Below are 18,359 nucleotides of genomic sequence, written 5' to 3'. Positions count from 1 at the left end.
AGAGGAGCAAGTGCGATGACTGACCTTCAACATCGATCCAACACGAGTACGGAAACCGTACTCCTTCACATAGAACGGCTTGTTCAATTTGCGGTGCAGCGCGGTATGATCGAGCCTCCGCTGGATGTATACGCATCTAGGAATGCGCTGCTTGAATTATTCGGATTTAATGAAGCGTATGAAGGCGTCGTTCCGGAGGAACGGCTCGAGAGCGCAGTTCCTCTGCTGGAACCGTTGCTGGATTACGGCGCTTCAATCGGATTGATCGCCGATAATACAACAACCTTCCGCGATTTGCTGGATGCGCGTATTATGGGACTGTTGATGCCGCGTCCTTCGGAAGCTGCCGCGAGGTTTCGCCGCACTTCAGAGACGGAAGGCGTGAGCAAGGCAACCGATGAGTTCTATCGCTTGAGCATCGATTCCAACTATATTCGGATGGATCGAATCGCGAAGAATCAGTACTGGGAACAGCCGACGGCCTATGGCAATCTGGAGATTACCATCAATCTCTCCAAGCCGGAGAAAGACCCGAGGGAGATTGCCTTGTTGAAGTCGCTTGCGCCTACTAAGAGCAACTATCCCAAATGTCTGCTCTGCGCCGACAATGTAGGTTATGCCGGCCGAGCGGATCACCCCGCTCGTCAGAATCTGCGAATTGTACCGCTTGAGCTGCAGGGGGAAACCTGGTACTTCCAGTACTCGCCGTACGTGTATTACAACGAGCACAGTATCGTGTTCCACGGCAAGCATGTCCCGATGCGGATTTCGGCGCTTACGTTTGCGCGGCTGCTCGATTTCGTTGAAGCCGTTCCGCTTTACTTTATCGGCTCCAACGCGGATCTGCCGATTGTAGGCGGCTCTATCCTTAACCATGATCATTTCCAAGCCGGACGCCATGTCTTCCCGATGGAGACAGCCGCAGCCGAGCAAGTGTTTGCGCATCCGCAAGAGGATGGCGTTACTTACAGCATCGTAGCGTGGCCAATGTCGGTCGTGCGTTTGAACGGCACGGACAAAGCGGCTGTGCTCCGTGCCGCAAGCAGCATGCTCGATGCATGGCGTGCATATAGCGACGAAGAAGCGGAGATTATCGCATTCTCTGAGAAGAATGGCGAGCAGGTACCGCATAATACGATTACGCCAATCGCAAGACTGCGTGATACCGGCGAATACGAGCTCGATCTCGTGCTTCGTAATAACCGCACAAGCGATGAGCATCCGGATGGCATTTTCCACCCTCATGAGCATTTGCATCATATTAAGAAAGAGAATATCGGCCTCATCGAGGTCATGGGACTTGCGGTTCTTCCGGGCCGTCTCAAAGCCGAGATGGAACAAATCGCCTTAATCCTCACCGGTGAGCAAGCGTTTGACAGAGCTTCCCTCGCGGGCGGCCCGCTTGAGAAACATGCAGATTGGATTGGTTCTATCGTAGAGATCCACGGATCGTCGCATACATCGGAGCAAGCCGAGGCGCTGCTTCGTGATGAAGTCGGACGCAAGTTCCTTGAAGTGCTTATGGATGCAGGCGTCTACAAACGTACTGCCCAAGGTGCGGAAGCTTTTGCGCGATTCCTTCTCTCGCTCGGTTTAACCCGGGTCTAAACGACAAAAGCCCATCCCTTCTGACAAGAGGAGATGGGCTTTTTCTATGCACAGGTGAGAGAAAATAATTATATTCGAACAAAAAATATCATATATTTTGTAAAAATTATAGAAAATGAAGAGGGATATCGGTTGTAATGGCGAAAAACATATAGAAAACGTATTTCAAAGTCGGGGGGATGTTTAATGCCGCTTCCAATTATTCCTATTGATGAATTTCTGGCGCTGTCGACAGATGATCAAGTCGAGAAGCTGAAGCAGTGGAAAATGGACTATACGCTCAAGGATATTCGCGAAGCGTGGGGGTTCAAGCATTCAGCTCAGTATTACATGCTGCTGAAGAAGCTGCGGATCTACGAGCGCGTCGTGAACAAGTCAGACAAATTCTCGCCGGAGCAGATTTTAACATCCAGAACCGGCCCGGAGGCATATACAGCAGGTGTTTACACGTACAGCGAACGTTCCGTTCCGGCTGATCAATTCGGCTATGAGCTGAATGTAACGCTGAGCGGCCCGGAGCTTGCAGATAAGCTGGAGCGGCTGGCCCATTTTCTGAAAGGCGAACACAAGCCGGTTTCCATCAAGCTCTCGATCTCCGCATCCAAGGCCGCTCAAGCTGCCGATGATGAAAGCGCAGACATCTAGCCTCTTCCATCATTCATAGCGGAACAATAAAAAAAACCGAGCGCGTCCCGTCTCGGTTTTTGTATTTTACTCCTACTTCTCGCGAAGCTGGCCAAGCTCGGATACGATGGCTTCCACTTCGCTGATGCTGAATTTATCTTTGCTTGCGACGATATCGTAGATGTCCTTCAGATCCTCGTATCGCTCTAAGCTGAAATTATTCGCTTGCATGGCAGCGCCTGAAGCCATGCGCAGCTTATTCTTTATCGTATCAATCATAAACGCGACGTTGTCTTGGGTTGCTTCCGATAGGTTGTTCATTGGTTGATAGCTCCTCTCCATACTTGTCTGTGCTCGTATTGTAACATGCCTCACATGGCACATGCTACGCCAAATAAGCTGTTGTTAAAGAGTGGAGGATAATGGATGAAGATTCGTTTGCTTCATAAACAAGTCGATACGGAGCAATGCCCGCTATTATACGAAACAAGCTTCGAACAGGAACAGGAGCTGGACAATTGGCGGATTTGCAGCGGGGAGTGGTGGATCGAGAACGGTTGGCTGCATGGCAGGAATCCGCTGAATGCGCCTGGCGTGCTGCTGAGCAAGCAGGATTTTCCCGGCAATGTGCTTGTGGAATTTGAAGCCCGGACCGTTCTGCCGAGCACGCACGACATTAACTTGATGTGGAATACCAGCTGGGATGAGGAGAAGAACATGCGTGGCGCCGCTTACGTAGCCGGACTCCAAGGCTGGTGGGAAGGCAAAATCGGTCTTGAGAAGTCCCCTGACTATGTGCTTAACGCCGCTACGCCTTTGTTCGATTTTGAACCTGGCCGCAGTTATCGCATTCAGGCCGGCAGCATTGACGGCCATTGCTTTGTTTGCGTGGACGGCAAGCTGCTGCTCGAGCTGACCGATTACGATCCGATCGATTCTCGGCTGCATACGAAGGTTGGCTTCGAAGCATATGCAAGCTTCATCCAAATCCGCCATGTACGTATTCGATCCATCGAATGGCAGCCGCTCGTGCGCGCGTATTCTGCTGAATTTTGAGAAGAAGAAGTAAATAAACAGCAATGCCGCTGTTTTATAATTAGAGCAGGTTCAAACCACGAAGGTTTACCAAACGGAGGTTAACATAATTATGACTTCACCTAAATTAGGTTTAATCGGCATTATGCACGAAGAAATGAAAGCGGATTTATGGGGGACGCTTCGCGGGATCGCGGACGTCGGCTATAAAGGAATTGAAGGCGCTGAGCTGCTGCTTCCGGGCGATACGGCGGAGAATGTGCGTCGGTTCCAAGATCTCGGACTGCATGCCATCACGCTAAGCGCCAGCCGTGAAACGCTGCGCGGCGAGCTGGACACGATTATTGCGAATGCGAAAGCGGTACAGACCTCCCATGTATCGGTTTGGTGGGGGCCGTGCAACTCCAAAGAAGAGCTGCTTCAGGATGCCGAGCTCTACAACGCAGCCGGCGCGAGGCTGGCTGAAGAAGGCATTAAGCTGTGCTACCACAATCATGAGCATGAATTTCTGACATCCTTTAATGGCGTGTCTGCGATGGATATCCTCGTGGAGTACACCGATCCGAAATCGGTATTTTTCGAAATGGACATTGCCTGGATCACGATGGGGAAGGCGGATCCTGTCCAAGTGCTGCGCAGGATGGCCGGACGCGTACCTTCGATTCACATCAAGGATGTGTTCAGCACAAGTGAGAAAGGCCTCTGGACCGCGGTCGGGACAGGCGTTGTCAACATTAGCGATTCCATTCGTGCGGCGCGCGAGATCGGCGTAGACTGGATGGTGGTGGAGCAGGATAATCTGCGCAATCTTACCCCGATGGAAACCATCACTGCGAGCTACTTGAATTTGAAAGAAGCAGGCTTGATCTAATATGGCAAACAGAACGATTGTTTCGGGGAACTGAGGCAATCGTTTTCTTATGAGAATCTAACATGCGGAGGCGGAAGGCAGATGACGATTAAAGTAGGTATCGTTGGCGCAAGAGGACTGAGTACATTGCAAGGATTTCGCTGCATCGAGGATACGGAGGTAGTGGCGCTTTGCGATCTGGATGGCGATTACGTGAAGGAAGCGGCAGCGAAGCATGGAATTCCCCGCACCTACCGCGTTTTCGAAGATATGCTGGAATCGGATATTGACGCCGTTGTCGTTTCAACGCCAATGCAGCACCATGTCCCGCAAACGATTGCTGCCATACAAGCCGGCAAACATGTGTTGAGCGAAGTGACGGCAGGTGTCACGATGGACGAATTGTGGTGGCTGAAGGAAACGGCCGAGTCATCGGATAAGGTGTACATGATGGCAGAGAACTACTGCTATATCCCGCAAAATCAACAAATTTTGAATATGGTCAAGCAAGGGTTGTTCGGTGATGTTTATTTCGGCGAAGGCGAGTACTTGCATGATGTTCGCAGTTTGGCTGCGCGGTTTAACCGCGAAGGCACGGCAGCAGGCTCGAAACCGACTTGGCGCAGCTACTGGCAGCTTGGCAAACGCGGTGCCTTCTATCCAACCCACAGCCTTGGACCGGTCATGCAGTGGTTTCAAGGCGACCGGATTCAATCCGTGTCCTGTTTCGGAACAGGCTGGCATACGGATAAACGTTTCCGCCAAGAGGATACTTCCATCACGATGTGCCAGATGGAGAGCGGTAAGCTGATTAAGCTGCGAATCGACTGCATATCGAAGCGTCCGCACAATATGAGCTATTACACCCTCCAAGGGACAAAAGGCAGCTTCGAGGCGCCGCGCGGCTTAGGCGATACCCATAAAATTTGGCTGGAGAGCATGGGCGATCCGGAGGATCATGCGGCTTGGCGACCGCTAAGCGACTACAACGATTATTTGCCCGAGCGTTATAAAAACGTGACCGAAGAGCAGAAGGCTTCGGGCCACTGGGGAGGCGATTATTTTATCGTGGAAGACTTCGTAGAAGCGGTAAAAGGGAATCGCAAGCCTGCCATCGATGTTTATGATGCCTGTGAATGGACAGCGGTTGCGCTTCTATCGGAACTATCGATCATGAACGGCGGCCGGACGATCGACATGCCGAATTTCAAGACCAGCTCTTCTTTCAAGGATCAGATCATTAAACTATAAAAAAGGAGCAATCAACCTATGAGCGAACAACAGCATCCATCCCAATTGTTTATGGTGCGAGAGGATCTTTCCACATTGCCGGCACTTTCACTTCCTTCCGGATATGCTGTACGCAGCCTGCAGCCGGGTGACCAGAAAGAATGGGAGCGCATCATTAATGATTCGTTCGGCGGAGAGCATCCGTTCGAGAAGGAAATGGCTTCGGACGAGCCGTATAAACCGGAGCGGGTATGGTTCATCACGGATGAACGGAATGTGCCGATCGCTACAGCATCGGCATGGTACCGTCCCCAATACAAGGAATCGACGGGCTACTTGCATATGGTAGGTCTTCTGCAATCGCAAGGAGGCAAGAAGCTTGGGCTGTATGTCAGCTTGGCTGCGCTGCTCCATATGGTGCAAGAAGGGTTCACCCGAGCGGTGCTGAACACCGATGATTTCCGTATCCCTGCCGTCAAAACATACTTGAATCTCGGATTCGTACCCGTCTTTACAGACGGCGGCCATCATGAGCGTTGGCAGGCTCTGGCGAACAAACTGAATTGCCGTATCGAGGCCATTCAGACGGATGGTACGCCACTCGTACTGGAACCTAACTGTTAATCGATATCAGCGCTTCGTTGCGCCGCTAGAGTAGATTTGAAGCGGGAGCTGCATTTCGTTACAATGAAGTCAGCTAGGTTTGAAGGAGTCGTTCATCATGGGAAGTCGGGCGAAAGCGCGCAGACACCGAAATGAAGACCCGGTTATCCGGGAGCGCGCAGGCATCGACGGCACGGAAGCACTGCTGCGCGAAGCGGCAATGCTCCAGCCTGACCGATCGAAGGTTCTCTTCGTATGTATCGGAACGGATTGCTCTACGGGCGATTCGTTTGGTCCTTGGGTGGGCACGATGCTGAAGGAGGCCGGCTGGCCGCATGTGATCGGAACATTGGAGCATCCTTGCGATGCGGATCACTATGAAAGGCTTATTGCCGAAATTCCGCCTTTTATGACGGTGGTTGCCATAGATGCCTGTTTGGGTAAGAAGAATGAAACGCCGAGTTATATGATAGGCAGAGGTCCGCTGTTCCCGGCGCAGGCGGTCGGCAAACGGCTGCCGCCTATCGGCGATTACAGCATTGCCGGAATCGTAGCGCCGCATAGTGTTAAACCCTATTGGGTGCTGCAGCATGCTTCTTTATTCGAAGTGATGGGAATGGCCCGCATGCTCGCGGATACAATAAATGAGGTATGGACGCTGCAAGAGTTAAATGAGAAGGGAAGAAGCCGCATGACGAAGAAGCCGCTTTCTCTGGCGAATAACGCCTTTCAATTACCGAATGGCCAAACGATTGCTTATTATGATTCTACACCGCAAGCCGGCGAATCGTCGGCCGATACGGCTATTGTACTTTTGCATGGATTCTGCGGAAGCTCTGCCTATTGGGTAGAGGTAGTGTCCGCGCTATCGACCCATGGGCGTGTAATTGCGCCGGATCTTCGCGGTCATGGCGGGAGCGCGGCTCCGAACCAGTCTCCCTACGAAATGGAGCAGTTCGCAGAGGATCTCTTACTGCTTGTGCGCGAGCTTGGCATCGAGCGCATCTGTTTATTCGGACATTCGCTCGGCGGCTACGTGTCGCTCGCTTTCGCGGAACGGTATCCGGAGCTGCTGAAGTCGTTTGCACTCGTGCACTCTACCGCCAAGCCGGACAGCGAGGAAGCCAAAGGAAACCGGGATAAAGCGGCGAAAGCGCTGCTTGCCGATGGTATCGACCCTTTTGTAGAGGGACTGGTACCGAAGCTGTTTGCGCCGGCTCATAAAGAAACGATGGCTGCGGCCATATCGGATATGATCGAGATTGGACGAGGGACGTCTGCAGCCGGAGCCGCGGCGACAGCGCTCGGAATGAAGGCCCGCCCTGACCGGACCGGCGTGCTGGAGGGACTGGATGTACCGCGACTGCTAGTTGCAGGATCTGAGGATGGCGTCATCGCTCCCGCAAACACGTTTACGGTAGATGGGCCGCATGTCACGCAGGCACTCCTCGAAGGTTCCGGTCATATGAGCATGATTGAAGCACCGGAGCAGCTGGTTCATGAGATGATCGCGTTTTTGAAGTCGCTTTAAGCGGCAAGCATGAAGTGGAGAGGGGATGCGACCGTTGTTTCAAAGGGATTATTTTATGCGGATGATTGAGCAGATGAGCGAAGTAGTCGGCCAAGTCATGGGGCTGAGACAGCAGCGCAAGCAAGAGGAGGCCCTCCTTGTCATTGACGAGCTGCTCGATCGGCAGTTTCGGATGAACGGGAAGCTGATTCGTCAGCTGTCGGATGCCGATCTGGTTCGCATGATGACGACGAACGGAATCGTAGAAACCGCCAATCTGCATGCAGTTGCGCTGTTAATTAAGGAAGAAGCCGATATTCTTACCGAGCTCGGCAGGCAGGAGCAGGGGTATCCGCTGCAGCTGAAAGCTTTCCATCTCTTCATGCGGTTAGCTATTCTGGATGCGCCGGCGCTTCTGCGCGCGCCTTCGGAAGAAGCGGCAGAGCTCGAAACGAAGCTTGGTATCTATGAGCTGCCAAGAGAAACGAAGCTGCTCATGTGGGAGTGGCATGAAAGCGACGGGCGCTACGACGAGGCCGAGAATGTGCTGCATGAGCTTGCAGAGGATGGGGCAATCGAGGCAGAAGAAGCGGTAGAATTCTATCGCCGACTTCTGCTGCTGCCGGACGAGTCGCTTCTGCAAGGCGGCTTACCTCGCGATGAGGTGAATGAAGGGTTAGAACGGATGAGGCAACAATCGACGCAAGCTTAGGAGCTGAATGGACACAGATGGAAAGCAAGGAACAATGGCAATCGGATATTGAGCAGTGGGTGGGCAGCGGGCAGCTGCGGCAGGCAACCTTCAGCCAGCTGCGCCGCAAGGACGGTCAAGTGCCGGCTAAGACGGTCATTCGTCCGATTGAGCTCAAGGGAACGCTGCACTATCAATTTCAATATTATATCGACAATAAAGTGACTCATGAGAATGTGCCGCAAGCGGATGCCGCGGAGCGGATCGCAGCTTGGCTGGAGCAGCATTACCGGCAAGCGTTGTTCAAGACGAATGACGCAGATGTGCAGGTGCTGTTCTCGAAGAAAGGTAAAGCAGCGATTGTCACGAAACCGGCTACGGCCAAATCAGAGTCGGAATCGCTATCGCATAACAGGCAGAAGCAGCGCGTCGTGCAAGAGGGCGAAGCTGCGCCGTTCATGGTCGAGCTGGGCATTATGACCAAGGACGGTCAAGTGATCGCGAAGAAACAGGATAAGTTTCGCCAGATCAACCGATTCTTGGAGATGGTTACGGATGTGCTTCCGCATCTGCCGGCTGATCGCGAAATTACGATTGTGGACTTCGGCTGCGGCAAGTCCTATTTGACGTTTGCCCTCTATCATTTGCTGGCTGTGAAGCAGCAGCGAAGCATCTCGGTGGTCGGGCTTGATCTGAAGGCCGATGTCATCGCATTCTGTTCCGAGCTTGCACAGAAGCTCGGTTACGATAAATTGAAATTCCAAGTCGGCGATATTGCGCAGTACAAGGATCAATCCAAAGTGGATATGGTCGTCACGCTGCATGCTTGCGATACGGCTACGGATGCGGCTCTGGTAAAAGCGGTAGAATGGGGGGCTTCCGTCATACTTAGCGTACCATGCTGCCAGCATGAGCTGTTTCGGCAAATTCAGAACGAGGCGATGTCACCTCTTCTGTCGCATGGTTTGCTCAAGGAACGCTTCTCTGCGCTTGCGACGGATGCCATCCGCACGCAGCTCTTGGAAGTGCTCGGCTATCGCACGCAGCTGCTGGAGTTTATCGATCCGGAGCATACACCGAAAAACATGCTGATCCGTGCAGTCCGTACAGCGGGAGGAGCAGCTGATTCGGCGCGCAAATGGCAGGAATATGTCGTCTTCCGCGATATGCTGCAGGTGAAACCTTACTTGGAGCAAGCGCTTGGCGAACGGTTAAAGCAGGCGAGTAAATAATTTTTTTCTCCATGTCAATAAAGATAACAAGTTTATTGTCGATTAATTAAACAGTATGATAGAATATAGTTACTTGTAAGTAGATTGTCCCAGTTCTTCTATACGTTTAATAATATGATTGTGATTTGGGTGAAGCGAATGGGACTAATGACAGGGCTGGATTTGAGCCTATTTCTTTTTTTATTCACCATTTTCATCTATGTATTTGCATTTAATGTAATCACAACACAGCATAAGGTCTATTTGCTATTTCACTTCTTCATGATGATTTGGCCGCTCGGTCAAGTCGGCGTCCACACAACGGATCAACCACACCTCCAGATCATATACATTAATATTTCCTTTGTTGGTTTATCGATGCTTGGCTTTGGGTGGCTCCTGTTTACGAAATTCCTGGTGAACGTCAGTTACAGGCCGAGTCGCAAGACCCTCATTTATATGCTGCTGCCATCCGTGCTCATATCGATCGGCGTGTTATGGAATCCGTGGGATAGTTTTGTTTCTTCGGTGGATAGTACTTACGGCGAGAGGGTCTATGGTCCTATTTTCTGGATGATGGTAGGCTTGTTAATTTCGTATTACATCTATACGGTTCGCATCTTACTGAAAGCTTATCGTTTGCGTAAGCTGCCGCAGGATCGAGTGCGAATCGCCAATGCGCTCACAGGCATATTTATTATGATGGCGTTTCCATTGCTGGATTTGGTATTGAACGTCATTCTTGATCCGTGGCTGCCTGTTATTCCCGGTCTTACGTCGCTTGGCATCGTGCTGTCTGATCTGTACTTCGTATTCTCCTTGAAGAAGCATCGTTCGTTCGACTTGGTGAAGATTGCGCAGCAAGATGTAATGGATACGTTGTCCGTAGGCATTATCGTGCTGGATGAGCATGACAATGTTATTGAAATGAACCGGATCGTCAGCCCGCATCTTCAAGTTTTTATAGGCGATACGCTTAATATGGAGGAGCTGCTTTCTTGGTTTAATATCGATAAAGCGAATGAAGATGAGTTTCTGTACTCGTACAGAACGGATCCTTATAAGCGTATCCAAACCGAAATCATGATTGAACAGGACGACTCGCACAAGCAGTACTTCTCTCTGCATGTCGGGCCGATTATTGTGAATGAAGGCCGAATCGGCAAAGTCATCACGTTTCAAGAGATTTCCGAGCTTAAGTCTCTGATCTTCAAATCGCAGGAGCAGTATGCCTCCATGCAAGAGCGCAATCGTGCGCTCATCTTTATGCAGGACGAGCTGTTTCAAGCGAATCGCAAGCTGGAGCAGCTGGCGATTACGGACAGCCTGACAGGCTGCTTTAACCGTAGATTTCTGATGCAGCAGCTGGAGCATGAGGTGCTGACGAATGTCCGTTACAAGATTCCGTTTGCGCTGTTATTGTTTGATATTGATTTGTTCAAGCTCGTCAACGATACGTACGGTCATGTGATCGGAGACGAAGTCATCCGAAGAACGGCCGATGCCGTTCGCGGAGCACTCCGCAGAACAGATATATTGGCACGTTACGGCGGCGAAGAGTTTACGGTCTATTTGCCTCATACAAACAGAGAGCAGGCAGACATGCTTGCTCAGCGTATACGTGAGGTTGTTCAGAACAATGAGATCGCCATTGGAAGAGGGCGTTCTCCGGTATCCGTAACTATTAGCATGGGAATGCTTGTGGTGGAAGAGCAGTCTGATCTTCAGATTGAAGATGTCAAAGGATACATAAGAGATTTGTTCTCGAAGGTGGATTCCGCATTGTACAGAGCCAAAGACAACGGTCGCAATCGGGTCGTTAATTTATAAGGGGGGACTGCGAATGGCGCGTAACGGACGTCTTACAGCTTGTGCGGCATCATGTGGAGCTACACTGGCTACAGCGAGTTTATGCCTGCTTGCAAGTAAGACACCTACGCCGCTCGCTGTTCTAATCGGTACCGCCGCTTTCGCAGCGGCAGCCTTGCCTATCGGCTTTCTCTTAGGACTCAAATATGACCGTATGAAGGAAGCTTCTATACTGGACAGTTTAACCGGACTGTATAATCGGAGATTCATCGAGACGAATTTCAAGAAGCTGGCGGCTAAGGCGAATCGTAAACGGAAGAAAATGACGGTCATGATGCTGGATGTCAATGATTTCAAAGAGGTAAACGACCGTTTGGGCCACAGCCAAGGCGACCAAGCTCTGGCGCTGATCGCAGGAGCACTTAAGGCATGCGCAACCTTCGGCGAAATTATCGGCCGCTGGGGCGGCGATGAATTCATCATTATTTGTCCCTATGCAGATGACAAAGGAATCGACCGAATCGTAAAGCTAATTCACGAACAGCTCTTTAGCATTTCATTGCGGACCGGATTACGGCTGTCAATTTCGGTCGGTCATGCTTCATTTCCGGAGCATGGCATGGAGATTGGCCAGCTGCTGCAAGCTGCTGACAAACGGATGTACGCAGAGAAATATGTCCGTAAGGCGCAGTTGACCGAACCGGCAGCGTTGCAAGCTTAATCCGTGAGCAAGCGGTAAAGGCGGGATTAAACACCGATGAGAAAAGTTCACATCAACTCCGTTAAGCCGGGAGAAAAGTTAGCTCGCCCTATTTTGCAGGAGAATGGGAACATATTGCTAGGCGCCGGTGTGGAGTTAAATCAACGATTTATCGACAGATTGGCTGGTTTAGGCATCGACATGCTTTTCATTGATGATCCCCTGACAGAGGGCTTAGAGCCGACAACGGCTATTCAAGACAGCACGCACAAAGCGGCATCGGATACGATTTACAAGACGATGAATTCGCTAATGGACCAACAGGTGACCAAAGGGCGAACGATCGCCCCCGAGCTTGGCCGCACTTTCCGTAAAGTATTCGGCGATATTATGCAGGATCTCATTCGGCGTGAAGATGTTATGGTCAGCTTGACCAACATTCACGTGGCGGACAGCTACTTGTTCCACCATTCCTTGAATGTCACGATACTGGCAGGCATCATGGGGTTGGCCAGAGGATATAACCGTACGCAGCTCGAAGAGCTTGGCATGGGCGCGATGTTATTCGATATCGGCATGACGCGGCTGCCCAAAGAGATTTTGACCAAGACGTCCGCATTAACGCCAAGCGAGCGGATGCTCATGGAGAAGCATACCGAGGATGGCTTCAACATTATTAGAGCGCAGCATGATATTAGTTTACTCTCGGCTCACTGCGCGCTTCAGCATCACGAGCGCTACGACGGCACAGGCTATCCGCGCAAGCTTAAGCGGGAGGCCATTCATGAATACGCTCAAATCGTCGCCATCGCAGATGTATACGATGCGCTTACCTCTCCAAGGCCGCATCGGAAACGATATACCCCATCGGAAGCGATCGAGTTTTTGTTTGCTGCAGGAAATACCTATTTTGATTTAGAATTGATCAAAATTTTTTGTAAGCATATTTCGATTTATCCGGTCTCCACAACGGTACTGCTCAGTTCAGGGCAAGTTGCTGTCGTAGCTATGAACGATCCGCTCGCGGTTCATCGTCCAACGGTTCGGATTATCCGTGAGTCTGATGGAACTGCACCTGCTTCAGCCTATCAGATCGACCTCAAAGACCAACATAAGTTAATGATCGTGAAAGAACTGTAGGTAGGTTAGCATACTGCTGACAACTGCATATCATCGATACTGGCAAACTTATCGAAAGATAAGGACGCAAAGTTAAAGGGTCTAATGTCCGCTAATAATGAAGTAGCGAACGAATGACAGCCTGACTGCCGAAATGAACACCCGAGTCTGTCTCGGGGTACTGAAGCGGCTCCGTTCTTGTATGAGGAAGCGCTTTTTCTGTTTTTATGCAAAGTATTGCGGTTGCCGGAGTGTTCTTCATATGTAAAGGGGGAATGGATGTGACAGGCATGAATGAAAGAATTGGTTTCAATAATAAACCTACCTTTGCTATGAAGGCATTGCTGCACAGCCGTACTATGGTTGAGAAAGAAGGGTATGTTGCTACAGGCGTACTTGCCCATGCAGAAGGCGAAATGATGGAAATCGAGCTTACGGAGTTCAAGAACTTCGAGCTCGGAGATCCGGTTAGCTTAACCGTGTATTCACCTGTCGGTATTCACCGTCTGCAATCGACGATTATTGCAAAGGCGGAAGGTTCCATCGCGGTTATTTTTCCGATCCGTTCATTGGCGGGACTGGATGAGAAGCGGGAATCGCCGCGTATCGATATCGAGGCAAGAGGTACGATTTCGCGAACATACTCGCAAGAGATAGAAAACTCCAAAGGGGAGAAATTGACGATAGAAGCTACAGACAGCTTCGATATAGAGCTAAGAAATATAAGCGACACCGGCATAGGTTTTTCCTTAATGAGCCCTCCAACGCTCGCGAATGGGGATATCCTCACGACGAGCCTATCACTGGGCTTTAAGTTGGAGTGCGAAATTGAAATAATCCGCAAGGACGATGGAAGTGAGTGGAAGTTTTACGGAGCTCGCTTTCAAGGGTTAGACGAGCAGCAGCAGAGGGCGCTTCGGGCGTACTTGCTGCGTGTGCAGATTGAAGCCTATTTCAAGCTTAAGAAGGAGAAGGCATCGGCTAAGAAGAGCAGATAAACGTGATTTCGGCGTTGCTGGCATAAGAAGACGTTTGAACGGATGATGGTGATCCGGCAGCGTCTTCTTTTTTTATAAGTCAGCTCGTCAATTATGGTACAATTGGAAAAATAACGAAAAGAATGCGGCGGGGTTTGAGCAAAAGGGGAAGTGGTTATGCGAAGTGGGCTGACGGGACTAGCTGCGCTGGCCGTGGCGATCGTGCTGGCTGGTTCGGCTTATCATTACGGAATGTTCTTTGATACAATCTTTTATCGGTGGGAATCCATCCTTATCGTCGTCTGCGTGTTCATAGTAGGAGCAGATATAGCGGCTCACTCTCGGAAAGCGGATACGCGGCTTAGGAAGGGCGTTCCGGCGGCGTTTTATGGACTGCTTGCGATTGCACTGCTATATGCAGTGGCGCTGATCCATCGTCCTGCTTCCGTGTTAGGCAGCTTCGATGAGGCCTTGCGATGGACGGCATATACGGCTTTTGCCGTCACCTTGTACAGCTGGTTCTGTTCAAGCTCCGATACGACTGTGCGGCGACACCGCCTAAAGTGGCTTTCTGCGGCCATTCAGGGCTCAGGCGCTTTCGTTATCACGGGAGCGATCGCGGGATGGATGGGGTGGGTTGCTTTTCCCGAAATCATCATGACTACCGGCGATGCAAGACTGTCCGCTGTTGGAGCGCGTTTGTCGGGGTTCATGCAATATCCGAATTTCTTAGGTGCCGTAGCCGGTGCCTATCTCTTATTCTATTTGCTCTTGCTAATCAGGGAAAAGGCTTCGGTATCGTCGTTTATCGGGGCTGCAGCCGGGGTGCTGCCTGCTGTCTTGGTACTGCTGCTAACCGAATCCAGAGGAGCTTGGCTCGTGACCGCCCTGGCATGGGTTGGCGGCCTTCTGCTGCTGCGCAGTAAGGAACGCGTCACTTGGCTTATCTTTAGCGGCTGGGCATTGATAAGCGGCGGGGCTGCATATCGAGCTGTCGTTCATGCAGGATTACGCAGTGGGGATGCCGGTGATGGTACTAGCAAGTTTGTACAGGATGGGGCAACTTCGCAGGAGACCGTATTGCTGATTCTGATAGGTGTGGCTGCACTTGCCGGATTTACTGCTTTGAGATGGATGCAGGCACGAGGACGAGAACAGCTGCTCAGCCGAATAGCATGGGGCTGCTGGCTTGCAGGATTATTTGGCATGGTCATGCTCCTTCCATCGGTTATTCAAGGACGTTTAAGCGGCGGGTTTCAGACGGCCGGCGCGCGCGGGTTATTTTATAAGGATGCATGGCTGCTCATGAAGGAAGCGCTGTTCTTCGGCCGTGGCGGCGACACATGGCGGATGTTGTTTACCCAAGTGCAAACCGCGCCTTACGTTGGGAATGAAGTACATAGCGGTTACATTGAAATTGCGCTTGATCTGGGTCTTGTCGGGCTGTTGGTTGCTGCCGTGGTCTTCTTTGTCTTGCTGCGCGGCGTATGGCGGTCGAATCCGATCGGGCTTCTGCCGATTAGCGTGCTGCTGCTGCATGCGGCGGTGGACTTCGATATGTCCTTCGGGTATTATTGGCTCTTGCTGCTCAGCTGGGTGGTCTACTATTCGGGCGAACCTACGGGGTCGATCAAGCACGCCATTCTAGCAGCTCTGCCGCTGCGACAGCTGCGCACTGCGCTGCTTGTCGCAGCCGCAGCAAGTCTCACCGCCGCCGCTGTGTTCAGCGTGCGGTTCGACCGCGCCGTGCAGTACCGCGAGGCGGCTGTGTCAGCCGCTCGCAGTGCTGCTGCGCAAACAGCCGCGCTTCGCGCGGCGCTCGAGTTGAATCCGTATTGGACGCGGATTCGACTCGAGCTTGCCGCACTGGCACCGCCGCCGGAACGGGCGGTGCTGCTGGCGGCCGGACTGCGCTATGAGCCGCAGTCCGTGCCGCTCTTGTGGGCGCTCGGCGAGGCTGCGGCCGAGCAGAGCGATGTGCACGGCGCGGCGGCGTATTGGCGCCTCGCCTTGCACTATGATCGTTACGACCGCGACAAGCAGACGGACGCGGTCGTCACGATGGCGCAGCTCGCCGATGGCATGCGAGCTGCTTCGCGCCTCGCGGATGCAAGGCTGGCCGCGCAGACGGCCGTCACCTTCTTCGAAGCGTATGAGGCTCAGAAGAACAACCCCGGCGTGAACGGCCGCAAGTTTGCCGTCACGGCAGAGTCCCAGGCAGCGGCGGATCAAAGCCGCCTGCTGCTCAAGCAGCTCGGACCGGCGGCGGGCTAAGCATTCTTTAATAGGCACGCTTTTTCACTTTTTGCATATTGCGCATTTCTCATGCTTCACATTCGTATGCTTCACATTTTTCACGTTTCACATTTTTCACGTTTCACATTTCTCAAGTTTCACATTTCCCATGCTTCACATTTCTCAAGCTTCACATTTCACAACTTACCTATTGCACAATTCCACCTATAGAAAGGATAATTTCACCTATGAATACAGCCGAATTTCAGCAGTATGTAAAAGAATGGAGCGCGCTCAAAGGGTTCGACCAGAGCTCCATCGAGCAGAGGATGTTGTACTTAATGACAGAAGTCGGCGAGCTGGCCAAAGAGGTGCTGTCCGTCTCGTTTCATCCGGATGCGGAACGTAAAGAAAACCTAGGGCACGAGATGTATGATGTGGTGTGGAATATCTTCGATTTGGCAAACATGCTTAATATCGATCTGGAGCAAGCCTTCAAGGATAAGATGGAGATTAATAGCACGCGGACATGGGTTTAGTATATAAAACAGGCTCATCGCCCGTGAGGATTGTCCACTCTTCCTCGTCAGGCTCGGCATAAGCTGTAAGCAACCCCCGAAAGGAGTGATGCTTATGGCATTATCACGCGTCAGACCGAAATATTATTTGCCAAGCTCCGGTAAAGTCATCCGGACAACCGTACCCAAAACATTAAATGAAACCACAACCACAGGTCCGACTTTCAGTCGTCTAACGGTTGTTTGGGTAGCTCAAAACGGCGTGCCGTTCCTGACAACCGGCTTCTTTGCTCGCTTGTTCCGGAACAACCAGGTCGTCGCCACAGCTTCGTTCGACTCTTTTGGCGTCGTTCGCTTTAACAACATCGGCACATTGACGAATGTGACTTACACGATCCGCACCTTTAATTCAAACGGTGTGCTGTTTCGTACGCGTACCATCCCTTCCGGTGTCCAAACCTATGCAATCATTGGATAAGTCAGATGTCAGCCCACCCCTACGCAAAACTCTCATTAACGACAACAGCAGCACGGCTCCTCAGAGAGAGCTGTGCTGCTGTTTATGTTTCAGGACGTGCTGCTGCGGCGCGATAAACAGGGGTGGGAGAGGCGTTCATCATCCTCCGAAGGCATCGCGGAATGCCGTACACAGCTTAGGCTGCTCCACTTCCCATAACGCGGCGATATCGGCGCTGACGTTCTCGTCGAACCAGTCGGACAGCAGCTTCCGGTTGCTGGCATGCTCATGAATCCACTGCAGATTGAGATAAACCTTTTGTACATAGAGCTTCTCGGCGAGCTCCATTTTGTCCTTGGGAATGTACACGCCAAGCCGTTTCACGGTGCGGTAAAGCTCATTCTCGCAAGCGCGTCTGATTTTGCGTGCGGAAGGGTACTCCGAGGTGTGCTTCTGGGTGGAAGGTTTCATCGTAACCGACTCCTCTCTACCCCCTATATATGCACAAATGCACATACTGGTCACAGTCCGCAAAAGTCCGTTTCGTCCCGCGACTAGCGCCTCTCATCGCTCCTCAGCACCTTTCAGCCATGCACACTCCACAGCCTACTGCACCACAATATACCCTATCATCGGCCCGCCGCTCGTCAGCGACGTGTGGGTCAAACATACAATCGGATAGGTTCCGCGTTGGTCGGCGGTGAAGCGCACCACCGTCGTTTTGCCCTTATTCACTTCTCCTTTAATGCCAAGCTCCTGGATGACAAAAGGATGCGATTTCCCGTTAATGCCCGTAATGCGCAGCTCGACATGCTCGCCTTTATTCACGACGAGGGTGCCGGGATCGAAGCGGTATACCTCCAGCTCCTTACCGTCATCGGTTTTGGTTTTGAATTCTCCGGTTACAAGCTGATAGACGCGCGACTCCTGCTGCAAGGCGTTTGCCGTTCTGACATGGTTCCACCTTAAACTTGCGGCCGCAAGGATGATGATGAGAACCAATAGGGTGAATAACCAGAGCTGTTTTCTGCTGACGACAAAAATATTCGACATGTAAGCTCACCCAGCTTTCCTACAAAAGTTACAGCTAGTCTATGCGTGGGCTTGGCCATGAATGCCTGCGGTGGAGGCGAGGTAGGGAAGTATGCTAGAATATCGTAAGAGAGGCTTCGTTTCCGGCTG

The 18,359-nt window shown here is 51.7% G+C and carries 19 protein-coding genes and 1 riboswitch; of the genes, 16 read left to right on the top strand and 3 right to left on the bottom strand.

From position 1 onward, the window contains the following. Window positions 1-15 precede the first annotated feature (15 nt). Both BM412_RS18055 and BM412_RS18050 read left to right on the top strand, forming a co-directional pair. Window positions 16-1,608 carry a UDP-glucose--hexose-1-phosphate uridylyltransferase gene (locus tag BM412_RS18055; RefSeq protein WP_091221345.1) on the top strand — a complete coding sequence of 531 codons (1,593 nt, stop codon included), beginning with the start codon at window positions 16-18 and terminating at the stop codon, window positions 1,606-1,608. Between the two features lie 186 nt (window positions 1,609-1,794). Continuing rightward, window positions 1,795-2,253 carry a hypothetical protein gene (locus BM412_RS18050; RefSeq protein ID WP_091221343.1) on the top strand — a complete coding sequence of 153 codons (459 nt, stop codon included), beginning with the start codon at window positions 1,795-1,797 and terminating at the stop codon, window positions 2,251-2,253. A 72-nt stretch (window positions 2,254-2,325) separates the two neighbouring features. On the opposite strand, the gene BM412_RS18045 is transcribed toward BM412_RS18050, so the two are convergent. After that, window positions 2,326-2,553 carry a DUF1128 domain-containing protein gene (locus BM412_RS18045; protein ID WP_091221340.1) on the bottom strand — a complete coding sequence of 76 codons (228 nt, stop codon included), beginning with the start codon at window positions 2,551-2,553 and terminating at the stop codon, window positions 2,326-2,328. Window positions 2,554-2,658: 105 nt separating this feature from the next. Between BM412_RS18045 and BM412_RS18040 the strand changes: the two genes are divergently transcribed. From BM412_RS18040 to BM412_RS17970, 14 genes are all read left to right on the top strand, one after another. Further along, entirely contained in the window at window positions 2,659-3,288 is a 630-nt protein-coding gene (locus BM412_RS18040; protein WP_091221338.1) for a hypothetical protein, read from the top strand. Window positions 3,289-3,379: 91 nt separating this feature from the next. Beyond that, window positions 3,380-4,138 (top strand): sugar phosphate isomerase/epimerase family protein, encoded by a 759-nt coding sequence (locus BM412_RS18035; protein WP_091221335.1) that lies wholly within the window; start codon window positions 3,380-3,382, stop codon window positions 4,136-4,138. An 81-nt stretch (window positions 4,139-4,219) separates the two neighbouring features. Further along, window positions 4,220-5,368 (top strand): Gfo/Idh/MocA family protein, encoded by a 1,149-nt coding sequence (locus BM412_RS18030; protein ID WP_091221332.1) that lies wholly within the window; start codon window positions 4,220-4,222, stop codon window positions 5,366-5,368. 18 nt (window positions 5,369-5,386) lie between these two features. After that, window positions 5,387-5,971 (top strand): GNAT family N-acetyltransferase, encoded by a 585-nt coding sequence (locus BM412_RS18025; protein WP_091221329.1) that lies wholly within the window; start codon window positions 5,387-5,389, stop codon window positions 5,969-5,971. Between the two features lie 97 nt (window positions 5,972-6,068). Continuing rightward, window positions 6,069-7,481, top strand: a complete 1,413-nt coding sequence (yyaC, locus tag BM412_RS32550; protein WP_256256422.1) for a spore protease YyaC — start codon at window positions 6,069-6,071, stop codon at window positions 7,479-7,481. Between the two features lie 25 nt (window positions 7,482-7,506). Further along, on the top strand, window positions 7,507-8,172 hold the full coding sequence (locus BM412_RS18010; protein ID WP_256256421.1) for a DUF6483 family protein: 666 nt from the start codon (window positions 7,507-7,509) through the stop codon (window positions 8,170-8,172). A gap of 17 nt (window positions 8,173-8,189) precedes the next feature. Further along, window positions 8,190-9,383: a class I SAM-dependent methyltransferase gene (locus BM412_RS18005; protein ID WP_091221325.1), complete on the top strand. Its 1,194-nt coding sequence runs from the start codon at window positions 8,190-8,192 to the stop codon at window positions 9,381-9,383. A 114-nt stretch (window positions 9,384-9,497) separates the two neighbouring features. Beyond that, entirely contained in the window at window positions 9,498-11,192 is a 1,695-nt protein-coding gene (locus BM412_RS18000; protein ID WP_143111648.1) for a histidine kinase N-terminal 7TM domain-containing diguanylate cyclase, read from the top strand. Window positions 11,193-11,205: 13 nt separating this feature from the next. Continuing rightward, entirely contained in the window at window positions 11,206-11,892 is a 687-nt protein-coding gene (locus BM412_RS17995; RefSeq protein ID WP_091221319.1) for a GGDEF domain-containing protein, read from the top strand. A 36-nt stretch (window positions 11,893-11,928) separates the two neighbouring features. Continuing rightward, window positions 11,929-13,011, top strand: coding sequence for an HD-GYP domain-containing protein (locus tag BM412_RS17990; protein WP_091221316.1), 1,083 nt, complete (start codon window positions 11,929-11,931; stop codon window positions 13,009-13,011). 31 nt (window positions 13,012-13,042) lie between these two features. Further along, a riboswitch (cyclic di-GMP riboswitch) is annotated at window positions 13,043-13,144 on the top strand. 178 nt (window positions 13,145-13,322) lie between these two features. Then, the gene (locus tag BM412_RS17985) at window positions 13,323-13,988 is read left to right on the top strand and encodes a PilZ domain-containing protein (RefSeq protein ID WP_177245904.1); all 666 of its coding nucleotides are present in this window, start codon (window positions 13,323-13,325) and stop codon (window positions 13,986-13,988) included. A 156-nt stretch (window positions 13,989-14,144) separates the two neighbouring features. Beyond that, the gene (locus tag BM412_RS17980) at window positions 14,145-16,241 is read left to right on the top strand and encodes an O-antigen ligase family protein (RefSeq protein ID WP_091221311.1); all 2,097 of its coding nucleotides are present in this window, start codon (window positions 14,145-14,147) and stop codon (window positions 16,239-16,241) included. A 209-nt stretch (window positions 16,242-16,450) separates the two neighbouring features. Further along, window positions 16,451-16,741 (top strand): MazG nucleotide pyrophosphohydrolase domain-containing protein, encoded by a 291-nt coding sequence (locus BM412_RS17975; protein WP_091221308.1) that lies wholly within the window; start codon window positions 16,451-16,453, stop codon window positions 16,739-16,741. Between the two features lie 94 nt (window positions 16,742-16,835). Continuing rightward, window positions 16,836-17,198 (top strand): hypothetical protein, encoded by a 363-nt coding sequence (locus BM412_RS17970; protein ID WP_091221305.1) that lies wholly within the window; start codon window positions 16,836-16,838, stop codon window positions 17,196-17,198. A 138-nt stretch (window positions 17,199-17,336) separates the two neighbouring features. On the opposite strand, the gene BM412_RS17965 is transcribed toward BM412_RS17970, so the two are convergent. Beyond that, the gene (locus tag BM412_RS17965; RefSeq protein WP_091221302.1) at window positions 17,337-17,648 is read right to left on the bottom strand and encodes a dehydrogenase; all 312 of its coding nucleotides are present in this window, start codon (window positions 17,646-17,648) and stop codon (window positions 17,337-17,339) included. A 135-nt stretch (window positions 17,649-17,783) separates the two neighbouring features. Continuing rightward, window positions 17,784-18,230, bottom strand: a complete 447-nt coding sequence (locus BM412_RS17960) for a cupredoxin domain-containing protein (RefSeq protein WP_091221299.1) — start codon at window positions 18,228-18,230, stop codon at window positions 17,784-17,786. Between the last annotated feature and the right edge of the window lie 129 nt (window positions 18,231-18,359).

Origin of the sequence: Paenibacillus sp. BC26, from assembly GCF_900116125.1 — a bacterium.
GTDB classification, from domain to species: domain Bacteria; phylum Bacillota; class Bacilli; order Paenibacillales; family Paenibacillaceae; genus Paenibacillus_Z; species Paenibacillus_Z lignilyticus.
Note: the sequence above shows the minus strand (reverse complement) of the source record. Positions and strands in the feature narration are given on the sequence as shown.

Coding starts and splice junctions, on each gene's coding strand:
- BM412_RS18025 (WP_091221329.1), top strand. CDS start 5,387: ATGAGCGAACAACAGCATCCATCCCAATTGTTTATGGTGCGAGAGGAT.
- yyaC (WP_256256422.1), top strand. CDS start 6,069: ATGGGAAGTCGGGCGAAAGCGCGCAGACACCGAAATGAAGACCCGGTT.
- BM412_RS18000 (WP_143111648.1), top strand. CDS start 9,498: ATGATTGTGATTTGGGTGAAGCGAATGGGACTAATGACAGGGCTGGAT.
- BM412_RS17980 (WP_091221311.1), top strand. CDS start 14,145: ATGCGAAGTGGGCTGACGGGACTAGCTGCGCTGGCCGTGGCGATCGTG.
- BM412_RS18050 (WP_091221343.1), top strand. CDS start 1,795: ATGCCGCTTCCAATTATTCCTATTGATGAATTTCTGGCGCTGTCGACA.
- BM412_RS17990 (WP_091221316.1), top strand. CDS start 11,929: ATGAGAAAAGTTCACATCAACTCCGTTAAGCCGGGAGAAAAGTTAGCT.
- BM412_RS18045 (WP_091221340.1), bottom strand. CDS start 2,553: ATGAACAACCTATCGGAAGCAACCCAAGACAACGTCGCGTTTATGATT.
- BM412_RS18055 (WP_091221345.1), top strand. CDS start 16: ATGACTGACCTTCAACATCGATCCAACACGAGTACGGAAACCGTACTC.
- BM412_RS18010 (WP_256256421.1), top strand. CDS start 7,507: ATGCGACCGTTGTTTCAAAGGGATTATTTTATGCGGATGATTGAGCAG.
- BM412_RS18030 (WP_091221332.1), top strand. CDS start 4,220: ATGACGATTAAAGTAGGTATCGTTGGCGCAAGAGGACTGAGTACATTG.
- BM412_RS17995 (WP_091221319.1), top strand. CDS start 11,206: ATGGCGCGTAACGGACGTCTTACAGCTTGTGCGGCATCATGTGGAGCT.
- BM412_RS17970 (WP_091221305.1), top strand. CDS start 16,836: ATGGCATTATCACGCGTCAGACCGAAATATTATTTGCCAAGCTCCGGT.
- BM412_RS18040 (WP_091221338.1), top strand. CDS start 2,659: ATGAAGATTCGTTTGCTTCATAAACAAGTCGATACGGAGCAATGCCCG.
- BM412_RS17985 (WP_177245904.1), top strand. CDS start 13,323: ATGAAGGCATTGCTGCACAGCCGTACTATGGTTGAGAAAGAAGGGTAT.
- BM412_RS18035 (WP_091221335.1), top strand. CDS start 3,380: ATGACTTCACCTAAATTAGGTTTAATCGGCATTATGCACGAAGAAATG.
- BM412_RS17975 (WP_091221308.1), top strand. CDS start 16,451: ATGAATACAGCCGAATTTCAGCAGTATGTAAAAGAATGGAGCGCGCTC.
- BM412_RS17960 (WP_091221299.1), bottom strand. CDS start 18,230: ATGTCGAATATTTTTGTCGTCAGCAGAAAACAGCTCTGGTTATTCACC.
- BM412_RS18005 (WP_091221325.1), top strand. CDS start 8,190: ATGGAAAGCAAGGAACAATGGCAATCGGATATTGAGCAGTGGGTGGGC.
- BM412_RS17965 (WP_091221302.1), bottom strand. CDS start 17,648: ATGAAACCTTCCACCCAGAAGCACACCTCGGAGTACCCTTCCGCACGC.